At 70.7% G+C, this 11494-nt stretch carries 12 protein-coding genes; 10 read left to right on the forward strand and 2 right to left on the reverse strand.

What is annotated here, in order from left to right; all coding sequences use genetic code 11:
• Positions 1 to 505: 505 nt before the first annotated feature.
• On the reverse strand, positions 506 to 1333 hold the full coding sequence (locus tag V6M46_RS07385) for an HAD family hydrolase (RefSeq protein WP_332663370.1): 828 nt from the start codon (positions 1331 to 1333) through the stop codon (positions 506 to 508).
• A gap of 106 nt (positions 1334 to 1439) precedes the next feature.
• On the opposite strand from V6M46_RS07385, the gene ssd reads away from it, so the two are divergent.
• The 8 genes from ssd (at position 1440) to V6M46_RS07425 (ending at position 6435) form a co-directional block, all read left to right on the forward strand.
• Complete coding sequence (gene ssd, locus V6M46_RS07390; RefSeq protein ID WP_332663372.1) at positions 1440 to 2480, forward strand: septum site-determining protein Ssd; 1041 nt, start codon at positions 1440 to 1442, stop codon at positions 2478 to 2480.
• A gap of 21 nt (positions 2481 to 2501) precedes the next feature.
• Complete coding sequence (locus V6M46_RS07395) at positions 2502 to 3644, forward strand: TadA family conjugal transfer-associated ATPase (RefSeq protein ID WP_332663374.1); 1143 nt, start codon at positions 2502 to 2504, stop codon at positions 3642 to 3644.
• A complete protein-coding gene (locus tag V6M46_RS07400) occupies positions 3641 to 4441 on the forward strand; it encodes a type II secretion system F family protein (protein WP_332663375.1) in 801 nt (266 codons plus the stop codon). The genes V6M46_RS07395 and V6M46_RS07400 overlap by 4 nt, the downstream gene beginning before the upstream one ends.
• Positions 4438 to 5136: a type II secretion system F family protein gene (locus tag V6M46_RS07405; RefSeq protein ID WP_332663377.1), complete on the forward strand. Its 699-nt coding sequence runs from the start codon at positions 4438 to 4440 to the stop codon at positions 5134 to 5136. The genes V6M46_RS07400 and V6M46_RS07405 overlap by 4 nt, the downstream gene beginning before the upstream one ends.
• A 115-nt stretch (positions 5137 to 5251) precedes the next feature.
• Positions 5252 to 5425, forward strand: a complete 174-nt coding sequence (locus tag V6M46_RS07410) for a DUF4244 domain-containing protein (RefSeq protein ID WP_332663379.1) — start codon at positions 5252 to 5254, stop codon at positions 5423 to 5425.
• A 58-nt stretch (positions 5426 to 5483) separates the two neighbouring features.
• Entirely contained in the window at positions 5484 to 5702 is a 219-nt protein-coding gene (locus V6M46_RS07415) for a DUF4244 domain-containing protein (protein WP_332663381.1), read from the forward strand.
• 14 nt (positions 5703 to 5716) lie between these two features.
• Positions 5717 to 6049 carry a TadE family type IV pilus minor pilin gene (locus V6M46_RS07420; RefSeq protein ID WP_332663383.1) on the forward strand — a complete coding sequence of 111 codons (333 nt, stop codon included), beginning with the start codon at positions 5717 to 5719 and terminating at the stop codon, positions 6047 to 6049.
• Positions 6046 to 6435 carry an Rv3654c family TadE-like protein gene (locus tag V6M46_RS07425; protein WP_332663385.1) on the forward strand — a complete coding sequence of 130 codons (390 nt, stop codon included), beginning with the start codon at positions 6046 to 6048 and terminating at the stop codon, positions 6433 to 6435. Before V6M46_RS07420 ends, V6M46_RS07425 begins: the two co-directional genes overlap by 4 nt.
• 19 nt (positions 6436 to 6454) lie before the next feature.
• Here the strand turns inward: V6M46_RS07425 and V6M46_RS07430 are convergent, their stop codons facing one another.
• Positions 6455 to 8779 carry a DEAD/DEAH box helicase gene (locus V6M46_RS07430; protein ID WP_332663387.1) on the reverse strand — a complete coding sequence of 775 codons (2325 nt, stop codon included), beginning with the start codon at positions 8777 to 8779 and terminating at the stop codon, positions 6455 to 6457.
• Between the two features lie 91 nt (positions 8780 to 8870).
• Here V6M46_RS07430 and V6M46_RS07435 point away from each other — a divergent pair, with 91 nt between their 5' ends.
• Both V6M46_RS07435 and V6M46_RS07440 read left to right on the forward strand, forming a co-directional pair.
• Positions 8871 to 9215 carry an STAS domain-containing protein gene (locus tag V6M46_RS07435; RefSeq protein ID WP_332663388.1) on the forward strand — a complete coding sequence of 115 codons (345 nt, stop codon included), beginning with the start codon at positions 8871 to 8873 and terminating at the stop codon, positions 9213 to 9215.
• A gap of 101 nt (positions 9216 to 9316) precedes the next feature.
• A partial coding sequence (locus V6M46_RS07440) for a sodium-translocating pyrophosphatase (protein ID WP_332663389.1) occupies positions 9317 to 11494 on the forward strand: 2178 nt, incomplete at its 3' end.

The raw sequence follows: 11494 nt of genomic DNA on the forward strand, positions 1-11494 counted from the left end.
GGCTGAGCCAGTAGAGTGACCGCATCCCGACGAGAGGCGCGGCATCGATGCAGGCACCGAGCGGCTACAGGTCCCGGACCTCGAGGTCATCCCGGTCTCGGCACTCAAGGGCGACAACGTCGTTCGCATCATCGATCTCGTGGGGCGTCAGGATGTGACCCAGGCCTCGCGCCCGTAGCGTCGAGGAGATCGCTGGGCGGCCGGCCTTCGAGTACGCCGCCACACAGAACGGCGGCGCCGATCCCCGGGGGAATGGCGCCGCCTTGGCCAGCGGGCTCGGCTACCAGGCGTGCTGGATCTGAGTCGTCGGGCCCCCGCCTGAATCCCTGAGTGGGACGGAGTCCTCGAGCAACGGTCCCATTGAGACGGGTGATCGCCGCGTGGGTACTGAGCTGCTGTGCCGCTTAGGGGTGCTATGAAGTTCTGAAATGTTCTTGGTTCCTTGTCTACGCCAAAGGGCCGAACCGCGCGAGGTCTACTGGCCCGTAACGTTGTGCGCTTTCGTTCACAAACGCGCCAGGCGACCGTTTCGGGGAGCGACGCGGTGCTTGCGGCGGGTCACCAGCGCGACCGTGATCGCACCCACCGCGCTGGCCACGACGGCGGCCGCAGCGGCCTTCCCGACCCTGGTGTCGAGGCCCAGCCGGCGGCGCAGGGCGACCGGCCGGCCGAACGCGAGGATGGGCCAGCCGTTGTCCTCGGCGATCCGGCGCAGCGCCTTGTCGGGGTTGACCGCGAACGGGTAGCCGACCGCCTTCAGCATCGGGGCGTCGGTCTCGGAGTCGGAGTAGGCGTACGACTCGGCGAGGTCGTATCCTCGCTCCACTGCGAGGCGCTCCATCGCGAGAGCCTTGTTGGGGCCGTACGCATAGAAGTCGACGTCGCCGGTGTAGCGACCGTCCTCGACGAACAGCGTCGTGGCGATGACATGGTCGACGCCCAGCATCTCGCCGATCGGCTCGACGACCTCGGTGCCCGACGCCGAGACGATGACGACGTCACGCCCCGCCGCCTGGTGCTCCTCGATCAGGTCGACGGCTTCCTCGTACACCAGCGGGTCGATGATCGAGTGCAGCGTCTCGGCGACGGACTGGCGTACGACGTCGACGTCCCATCCGGTGACCATCTGGGTCAGGTAGGCGCGCATCTTCTCGAGCTGGTCGTGGTCGGCGCCGTTGACCGCGAACATGAAGTTGGCGTAGGCGCTGCGGAGCACCGCCCGGCGGCTGAGCAGGCCGCCCTGGAAGAACGGCTTGCTGAAGGCAAGGGTGCTCGACTTGGCGATGATGGTCTTGTCCAGGTCGAAGAATGCGGCAGACCTCGTGGGGCTCACTCGATCAAGGATAGGCCGGTCCACATCCTGACCGGCCGGCTTCGGTCATCCACAGCCCCGGCGATCCTGGTTTCGCCTGCTGGCTGAGCCCACGACGCTCATACGTATGCCCGACCTCGCTGCTCCCCTGATCGCCACCGCCGACGAGCTGCTGCTGGACGACGCGCTGCGCTGGTGCGCCGCCGTCGGCGCCGTGCCGGAGGTCGCGCCCGACCTCACGGCGACGCGGAGGTCATGGCGCCAGGCGTCCCTGGTCATCGTGGGCGAGGACCTGGCGGGCGAGCTGGCTCGTGCTGTGCTGCCCCGGCGAGAGCACGTCGTGCTGCTCGTGAGGGAGCCGTCGCAGTGGTGGCCGGACGCGGTCGCCCTGGGCGCCGCGGCGGTGTGTGGACCGCACGAGGAGGAGCGCATCCTCGAGGCGTTGTCCGCCGCGCTCGACGGCCGGGGCGAGGCGTGCCTCGTCAGCATGGTCGGCGGATCGGGCGGAGTCGGCGCCTCGACGCTTGCCGTCGCGCTCGGCATCGCGGCGCAGCGGCGGGGCCTGAGGTCGCTGCTGTTCGACGCGGACCCGCTCGGCGGCGGCCTCGAGCTGCTGATGGGTGCCGAGGGGGCGGAGGGGCTGCGCTGGCACGACTTCGACGCGACCCGCGGGCGGCTCAGCGCCGGCTCGCTCGCAGACGTGCTGCCGGTGCACCGCGGGGTGTCGACGCTGTCATGGGGCCGGTCGGGCACGGCTGTGCTGCCGGCGGCGGTGCCGTCCGTCCTGACCGCGGCGGTGCGTGGTTTCGACCTGGTCGTCGCCGACGTGCCCCGACATCTCGACGGCTTCGGGGTCGACATCGTCGGACGGTCCGTCCTCAGCGTGCTGGTCGTCGCGGAGGACATCTGCGGCGTCGGCGCGGCCCGGCACGTCCTCGATCGCCTGCAGCAGGCGGCGTCGTCGATCGTGGTGGTCACCGTCGGCCGGCCCGGCGGCATCGGGCCAGCCGCGGTGTCCGACGCGCTGGGCCTCCCGGTGCTCGCCCGTCACCGCGTCGATCGCCGCATACGCTCTGCGGTCGATCGCGGGCTGGGACCGCGACGATCCCGCTCAGCCCGCCGCACGGCCACGGCACTGCTGGACACGCTCGGACTCGAGGCGGCGTGAGTGAGCGCCGGGGCACGAGCCATGACTGAGCTGCCGATCCTCGAGCGGGTCCGGCGCCGCCTGGCCGCCGGCACGTCGGAGCCGACGCCTCACAGCGTGGCCGCCGCGCTGCGTGCGGAGCACCACGTCGCCGGCAGTGGCACGGTCCTGGCCCTGGTCGACCAGCTCCGCAGCGAGACCCGGGGCGCGGGCCTGCTCGACCCGCTGCTCGCCACACCTGGAGTCAGCGACGTACTGGTCAATGGACCTGACGAGGTCTACCTCGATCGCGGTCGCGGGCTCGAGAAGTCCGCCGTCCGGTTCGCCGACGAGGATTCCGTACGCCGGTTGGCCCAGCGGCTGGCGGCGCAGGCCGGGCGACGGCTCGACGATGCGAGTCCCTGGGTCGACGCCCGCCTCGGTGACGGCACGCGACTCCATGCGGTCCTGGCCCCGCTCGCCCGGCCGGGCACGCTGATCTCGCTGCGTGTCCCGGCGCGGCGAACCTTCTCCCTGGCCGAGCTGCGGGCTGTCGGTTCACTCACCGACGAGACCGCCGACGTGCTGGCACGCATCGTCGCCGCACGGGTGGCGTTCGTGGTGACGGGCGGCACCGGCTCGGGCAAGACCACGCTGCTCGCCGCCCTGCTTGCCGAGGTGGACCCGGGTGAGCGGCTCGTCATCGTCGAGGACGCGACCGAGCTCAGGCCGGACCATCCTCATGTGGTCGGCCTCGAGGCCCGCCCGGCCAACGTCGAGGGCGCTGGGATGGTGACGGTCCGCGACCTCGTACGCCAGGCGCTCCGCATGCGGCCCGACCGGCTCGTGGTCGGCGAGGTGCGTGGCGCCGAGGTCGTCGACCTGCTGGCGGCACTCAACACCGGGCACGAGGGTGGATGCGGCACGTTGCACGCCAACTCGACGGTGGACGTCCCGGCCCGGTTCGAGGCTCTCGGTGTCGCCGCCGGACTGCCGCGCGATGCGGTCCACAGCCAGCTCGCCGCGGGCCTCGACCTCGTCGTCCACCTCGGGCGCGGCGCCGACGGCCTACGACGGGTCGAACAGATCGCGGCCCTCGAGCGCGATCGCGACGGGTTCGTCCGATGCCTGCCGGCACTGTCGGCCGGTCCGGACGGGGTCGAGACGGGGCCCGGCGATGAGCGACTGCGGCTGGTGCTGGGGTGACCGTGCTGGCCGCACTGGTCACGGCGGTTGCCGTGTGGCTGCGCCGTCCATCCGGCCGCTGGCTGGCCCGGCAGCGATTGGCGCTCGACCGGGCCGGTCGACCCATGCCACGACGGGTCGTCGTGTTGGTCGTTGCTGTCGCGGCGGTCTGGGCCACCATGCATGTTGGCATCTCCGGTCCGCACGTCGTCCTGGTCCTCACCGTGGCCGGGGTTGCGGCGTTCGGCATACGCCAGTGGCGGGTTGCGCTCGCGCGCAGGAGTCTGCGTGAGCGTCGCCGCCTCGTGTCGGAGGCGATCGGGCTGATGTCCGCAGAGCTGCGCGCCGGCATCCTCCCGCAGCGGGTGCTCGCGGGGCTGGCTCCTGAGTTCGCGTTCCTGGCGCCGGCGGCCCGCGCTGCCGATCTCGGCGGGGATGTGCCCGGAGCCTTGCGCGCCGCCGCGGACGAGACGGGTGCCGAGCTGCTCGCCGAGCTGGCCGGCGCGTGGCTCGTCGCCGAACGGGCGGGAGCGCCCCTGGCTCAGGTCCTGGACCGGCTCCAGGAGACCGCCCGCGGCGATCTCGAGATCGAGCGAGAGGTCGAGTCCGGACTCGCGCCCGCGCGGGCGACCGGCCGGCTGATGGCGGTGCTCCCGGTGTTCGGCCTTGCCCTCGGGTCGGGCATGGGAGGAGATCCGCTCGCGATCCTCACGAGCACGTTCCCAGGAGTGTTGTGCCTGGCGGCCGGGTGTGGCCTCGCCTGCGCGGGAGTCGCCTGGGTCGAGCGGATCGCGGCGAGTGCGGAAGCCGAGTCGTGATCCCTGCCGTGCTGGCCGGGCTCGCCGTCTGGTGCTTCGTGCCGGGATCGACGGCGGCCAGGCAGCGGATGCTCTTCGGTGGGCAGGAAGCTCCCAGCCGCGTGGATCCGGCCCTCGCCGCCGCCCTGATGACCCCGCTCGCAGCGACCGTCGCGTTGGGCCTGCCGCTCGGCCCGGTGATCGGCTTCGGCCTGGCGCCCGTCGTGCACCGTGCGGTGAGCCGGCTCGAGAACGCGGCTGAGCGCCGCCGGAAGGCCCAGATCGCCGCCCAGCTGCCAACGGCGCTCGACCTCATGGTCGCGGCGCTCGAGGTGGGACGTCCGCCGGTGACGGCGTTCGAGCTGGCGGCGGAGGCAACCGCCGAGCCTCTGGGCAGCGAGCTCGGGCTGGTGGCGGGTCGCCTGGCGATCGCGGGCGACACCGATGCCGTGTGGCGCACGCTCGCGGTCGACCGGTCGCTGGCACCGGTGGGGCGGGCGTTCCGGCGCGCGGCGGCCTCGGGCATGCCCGTGGCGCACGTCGTGTCGGGGGTCGCGGACGACCTGCGCCGCGACCGGCGAGCGGCCCGGCGGGAGCGCAGCAGCAAGGTCGCCGTCCGCACCGCGGCCCCGCTTGGTGCCTGCTTCCTGCCGGCGTTCTTCCTGATCGGGATCGTGCCCACGATCATCGCGACGTTCCGCTCCTTCAGCTTCTGAGTCCACAGCCGAGCAGGGCCGTCACCACTGTCCCCAGCAGAGAAGTACGGCCGCGTTTCATGGTGCGGCCCGCGCATCTTCCTTTCGACCGATTCATCCATCGAAAGGACTCCACATGAAGCAGCTCCTGCACCGCGCCGAGCGAGGCATGACGACCGCCGAATACACGGTCGGCACCCTGGGTGCCTGCACGATCGGCGGCGTACTCGTCAAGATCGGCCAGTCCCCGTGGTTCGGCGAGCTCGTCGAGGACCTGATCAAGAAGATCCCCGACATCCTCCCGTTCTGATCCGACCGGTCCGGGGCGGCTGTGCGTCGCCCCGGACCCCACCTTCGAAGGGCCCTACATGTCCCACCACGATGACCGCGGCATGGCGACCGCGGAATACACCGTCGGCACGCTGGGTGCCGTCATGATCGCCGCAGTGCTCTACCGGTTCGGCCTCCTCGACAACGACAACCCGTGGATCACCTCGTTCAGGGACATCCTCGAACGCGCCCTCGGCTGGGGCACGATGCGAGACCTGTTCGACCGCATTCCCAGGTTCGGTATCCGGCTCCCATGAGGCGGGAGCGAGGAATGGTCACCGCAGAGCTGGCGACGATCGCGCCGTTCGCCGTCGCTTTCGCGTTCCTACTGCTCTGGGTCATCTCGCTGGGGTTGACCCAGATCCGGATCACGGACGCCTCGCGGGAGGCGGCGCGCATGATCGCCCGCGGGGAGCCCGTGCAGGATGCGAAGGAGGTCGCCCGCAAGCATGCGCCCGCCGGCGCGAAGGTCTCGGTCGACACCGAGTCCGGCACGGTCACGGTCATCGTCACGGCACGGTCGCGGATGCCGTTGCCCTACTTCTCCGCGATCGGATCGCAGGAGCTCGACTCCTCGTCGGTCGCCGCTGTGGAGTCGCCGTGATCGCCCGGGCCGAACGGGGAGCAGTGACGATCCACGCCGCGGCGATCGCCGTGGTGCTGGTGCTGGCAGCGCTGATCATCACCGAGATGGCGGGCCTGGTGAGGCTGCGCCACCGGGTGGCTGCGGCAGCCGACCTGGCGGCTTTGTCGGCGACCCAGGCCAGCGTCGGAGGCGCAGATGCCTGTGCGGCTGCTCGCCGCATCGCGGACCGCAACGGTGCCCAGGTCCTGACCTGCCGCATGGACTACGACGTCGCGACGATCACTGCCCGCGTCACGAGCCGGACGTGGTGGGGCCACCGTTGGGCGTTCGAGCAGAAGGCCCGCGCCGCCCCCGACTACTACCTGAACAGTGCTTGGACTGCCGAGTTGCGTCATAGGAACTGAGGGCTCCAGGCCACGGTTCCTATGACGCAACGGTGTCCGGGGGTGCGTCGGTCAGCAGGGCGTCGAGCAGGCGTACGGCCCCGGCCTTGTCGAGCGGCTCGTTGCCGTTGCCGCACTTGGGGGAGTAGACGCACGACGGGCAGCCGGTCGCGCACTCGCAGGCGACGATCGCCGCGCGGGTGATCCGGAGCCAGCGAGCCGCCAGCTCGTAGCCGCGCTCCGCAAAGCCCGCGCCACCGGGATAGCCGTCGTAGACGAAGACCGTCATGGTCCCGGTGTCGGCATGCAGAGCGGTCGAGACGCCGCCGATGTCCCAGCGGTCGCACGTGGCGAGCAAGGGCAACAGCCCGATCGCCGCATGCTCGGCGGCATGCGCCGCGCCAGGCACGTCGCCGGTCTCCATCGCCGCCGCCAGCGCGCCGGGTTCGAGTGTCCACCACACGGCCTTGGTCTGCAGGGTGCGCTCCGGCAGGTCGAGGAGCTCCTCGCCGAGGATGCCGCCGCCGGTCGTGCTCCGCTTCAGGTAGGACACAACCTGGTTGACCACATCGACCGACCCGAACGACATGGCCGCCTTGCCCCACTGCGTCGTGCGATCGGTCTCGGTCACCGAGATCTCGGTGACCGACCGGGCCATGGTCGAGTAGTCGGGATCGTCGCGGTGCACCACGGCGACACCGTGCTCGACGTCGTAGTCGTCGACGATGTGGACGTCGCCCTGGTGGACGTAGACCGCGCCCTCGTGGACCGCGGAATCGGCCGACCCGGCATCGACCGTGCCGATCAGGCGACCCGTGACGGCATCGACAATCTGCACCGGCGCTCCGCCGCTGGACCGGATGTCCGCGAGGTCGCTGGCCCGCTCGCGCTTGGTCCAGAACCAGCCGGCCGATCGCTTGCGCAGCCAGCCGGCCGCCTCGAGCGCCTGGACGCCCTCGGCCGTACGGGGCCCGAACATCGCGAAGTCGTCCTCGGTCAGCGGGATCTCCTGGGCGGCGGCCGCGAGGTGGGGCCCCAGGACGTACGGGTTGTCGGGGTCGAACACCGACGCCTCGACCGGGGCGCCGAGCAACGCCTCCGGATGGTGCACGAGGTACGTGTCGAGCGGGTCGTCCCGGGCCACGAGGATGCCGATCGAGTCCCGCCCTGAGCGGCCCGCGCGGCCGAACTGCTGGTGCAGGGCCGCCCGTGTGCCGGGGAAGCCGACGCTGATCACGGCGTCGAGGCCGGCGATGTCGATGCCGAGCTCGAGGGCGTTGGTGCTGGCGAGCCCCAGCAGGTCGCCGCTGCGCAGGCGCTGCTCGAGCTCGCGGCGCTCCTCCGGCAGGTAGCCGCCGCGATAGGTCGCGACCCGACCGACCAGCTCGGGGTCGACCTCAGCCAGCCGTCGCTGAGCCGTCGCGGCCACGGACTCGGCGCCACGGCGCGAGCGTACGAACGCCAGGGTGCGGACCTTGCCGATCACGAGGTCCGTGAGCAGCTCGCCGGCCTCGGTCGTGGCCGCGCGGCGTACGACACCTTCGGTCGCGGCGCCGCTGACGGGGTCCCGTCCGGGCATGAGCGGTGGCTCCCACAGGGCGATCGTGCGGGCGGCGTGCGGCGACGCGTCATCGGTGACGGGTACGACCTCCAGCCCGGTGAGTCGGCCCGCGAACACCTCGGGCTCGGCGACCGTCGCCGACGACAGGACGAACGTCGGCTCGGCGCCGTAGTAGGCGCAGACCCGTCGCAGGCGCCGCAGGACGTGGGCGACGTGGGCCCCGAACACTCCGCGGTAGTGGTGGCACTCGTCGACCACGACGTGGCTCAGGCCGCCGAGCACCCGCGCCCACCTGGCGTGCGCCGGCAGGATCGAGTGGTGCAGCGTGTCGGGGTTGGTCAGCAGGTAGTTCGCGTGGTCGCGGGCCCAGACCCGCTCCTCGCGGGAGTTGTCGCCGTCGACCGTCGCGGGCCGGGCGAACTCCCGAGCGCCGGAGAGCCGCCGCAGCTGATCGGCGGCGAGCGCCTTGGTCGGGGCCAGGTAGAGAACCGTCGGCAACCGGTTGCCCCGCAGCGCGCTGCCGGTTCGCCCCTCGGCGAGTCCCGTCAGCGCCGGCGCCTGGAACGCCAGTGACTTTCCGGACGCCGTGCCGGTCGCGATCACGACGTGTCGCCCCTCGTGAACGTGGTGCAGGGCCTCGGCCTGATGACCCCACAACGCATCGATGCCCTCGGCCGCGTACATCGCGCGTACGGCCGGGTCGACCCAGTCCGGCCAGGGCTCGACGACGGCCTCCCGCTCGGGCACCCGCTCGACGTGAGTCACCCGCTCGCCGTAGCGCAGCACGAGGTCGGCGGGGTCCACCTCGTGATTCTCCCAGACACGTCCGCACCGGCTCGCCCGTCGTCACCTGTGCGGAGATCGTGATTGAATGCAGACGGAGAGAGGGGTGGAGATGGAGCTGTCACTGACGTCGCGCGCTGAGGGCGACTTCGAGATCATCGAGGTTGGCGGCGAGATCGACGTCTACACGGCTCCCAAGCTCCGCGAGGCGATCGTGGCGGCGGTCGACGCCGGCCACACGCACCTCATCATCGACGTGCAGAAGGTCGAGTTCCTCGACTCCACGGGGCTCGGCGTCCTCGTCGGCGCCCTCAAGCGTGTCCGCGCAGACGGCGGATCGCTCGACATCGTGTGCACCCAGGAGCGCATCCTCAAGATCTTCGAGATCACGGGTCTGGACAAGGTCTTCGGCCTGCACACGTCGATCGACGACGCCCGCTCAGCCCAGGCACTGTGATCCCGGTCGCACCGGATCATAGGCCCTCCCTGTAACCTGCGTCACGCGGTCTGGTCACCCAGGCCATTTTCACGTCTTGTCCTTATATCTGGAGGAATTTCATGGCGAACGCGACATTCGTTGCGGCAGCCAGCGACCTCGATCTCTCGAACGACAACACGATCATTGTGTCGGTCGTTGCGGGCATCGGCGTCATTGCGCTGATCATGGCGGCGGTATTCCGCGCCGAAGTACTCAAGGCCTCCGAAGGCACCGAGAAGATGCAGGAGATCGGACTCGCGGTCCAGGAGGGCGCCTCGGCGTACCTCGGCCGCATGTTCAAGACCCTCGCGGTCTTCGCGGTCCTCGCCTTCGGACTGCTCTTCCTGCTGCCCGGCGACACCGACATCAAGATCGGCAGGTCGGCATTCTTCCTGGTCGGTGCCGGATTCTCCGCGCTGATCGGCTACCTCGGCATGTGGCTCGCGACGCGCGCCAACGTCCGCGTCGCCGCTGCCGCCCAGAACGAGGGCCGCGAGAAGGCCATGCGCATCGCGTTCCGCACCGGCGGCACCGTCGGCATGCTGACGGTGGGCCTCGGCCTCGTCGGCGCGTCGACCGTCGTCCTGATCTATCAGGGTGAGGCACCGGACGTGCTCGAGGGCTTCGGCTTCGGCGCGGCGCTGCTCGCGATGTTCATGCGAGTCGGCGGCGGCATCTTCACCAAGGCCGCTGACGTCGGCGCCGACCTGGTCGGCAAGGTCGAGCAGAACATCCCCGAGGACGACCCGCGCAACGCCGCGACTATCGCCGACAACGTGGGCGACAACGTCGGCGACTGCGCCGGCATGGCCGCGGACCTCTTCGAGTCGTACGCCGTGACGCTGGTCGCGGCCCTCATCCTCGGCTCGGTCGCGTTCGGTGAGGAAGGCCTCGTCTTCCCGCTCATCATCCCCGCCATCGGCGCCCTGACCGCGATCCTGGGTGTCTACATCACCCGGGCGCGCGCCGGCGAGAACGGCCTGACGGCGATCAACCGCTCGTTCTACATCTCGGCGGTCATCTCGGCGATCGCGTCGGTCGCAGTGGCATACGCCTACCTGCCCAAGACGTTCGGTGAGCTCAACATCGCCAAGCCCACCGGCCTCACGGCTCAGCTGTTCGGTGACCCGCTCGCGGGCTACGACGGCTGGGGTCCGCGCACCATCGCGTGGGTCGCCGTGCTGATCGGCATCGTGCTCGCCGCCCTGATCCTGGCGCTGACGGGCTACTTCACCGGCACCGAGACCCGCCCGGTCAAGGACGTCGGCAAGACCTCGCTCACCGGCGCGGCCACTGTCATCCTGTCCGGCCTGTCGGTCGGCTTCGAGTCGGCGGTCTACACCGCGCTGGTGATCGGTGCGGCCGTGTTCGGCGCGTTCCTGCTCGGCAGCGGCTCGGTCATCATCTCGCTGTTCGCGGTCGCGCTGGCCGGCTGTGGCCTGCTCACGACCGTCGGTGTCATCGTGGCGATGGACACGTTCGGCCCGGTCAGCGACAACGCGCAGGGCATCGCCGAGATGTCAGGTGACGTCGACGAGGAAGGCGCCAAGATCCTCACGGAGCTCGACGCGGTCGGCAACACCACGAAGGCCATCACCAAGGGCATCGCGATCGCCACGGCCGTCCTGGCCGCGACCGCGTTGTTCGGAGCCTTCACCGACAACATCAAGGACCAGCTCGTGCTGATCTTCGAGGGCCTCGACGGTGACGCCGCCAAGAGCGCGTTCGCCGAGGGACTCTCGATCAGCGACCAGCAGGCCCTGACCGGCGTGCTCAACGTCGCCAACCCGGAGAACCTCGTCGGGCTGCTGATCGGTGCTGCGGTCGTCTTCCTGTTCTCCGGCCTGGCGATCAACGCCGTGGGTCGTGCGGCCGGCGCGGTCGTCTACGAAGTGCGCCGCCAGTTCAAGGAGATCCCGGGCATCATGGACGGCACCGGTCGTCCCGAGTACGGCAAGGTCGTCGACATCTGCACGCGCGACTCGCTGCGTGAGCTGGCGACGCCGGGCATCCTGGCGATCTTCGCCCCGATCGCCGTCGGCTTCGGCCTCGGTGTGGGACCGCTCGGCGCGTACCTCGCCGGCGCGATCGCAACCGGCACGCTGATGGCCGTCTTCCTCGCCAACTCCGGTGGTGCGTGGGACAACGCCAAGAAGCTCGTCGAGGACGGCAACCACGGCGGCAAGGGATCGCCCGCCCACGAGGCGACGATCATCGGTGACACCGTCGGTGACCCGTTCAAGGACACCGCCGGACCG

Origin of the sequence: Aeromicrobium sp., assembly GCF_036676885.1 — a bacterium.
Classification (GTDB): domain Bacteria; phylum Actinomycetota; class Actinomycetes; order Propionibacteriales; family Nocardioidaceae; genus Aeromicrobium.

What these genes read in the sequence shown, in the direction of transcription:
- V6M46_RS07395 (WP_332663374.1), top strand. Translation starts at nt 2,502, where the DNA reads ATGACTGAGCTGCCGATCCTCGAGCGGGTCCGGCGCCGCCTGGCCGCC.
- V6M46_RS07415 (WP_332663381.1), top strand. Translation starts at nt 5,484, where the DNA reads ATGTCCCACCACGATGACCGCGGCATGGCGACCGCGGAATACACCGTC.
- V6M46_RS07435 (WP_332663388.1), top strand. Translation starts at nt 8,871, where the DNA reads ATGGAGCTGTCACTGACGTCGCGCGCTGAGGGCGACTTCGAGATCATC.
- ssd (WP_332663372.1), top strand. Translation starts at nt 1,440, where the DNA reads ATGCCCGACCTCGCTGCTCCCCTGATCGCCACCGCCGACGAGCTGCTG.
- V6M46_RS07410 (WP_332663379.1), top strand. Translation starts at nt 5,252, where the DNA reads ATGAAGCAGCTCCTGCACCGCGCCGAGCGAGGCATGACGACCGCCGAA.
- V6M46_RS07420 (WP_332663383.1), top strand. Translation starts at nt 5,717, where the DNA reads ATGGTCACCGCAGAGCTGGCGACGATCGCGCCGTTCGCCGTCGCTTTC.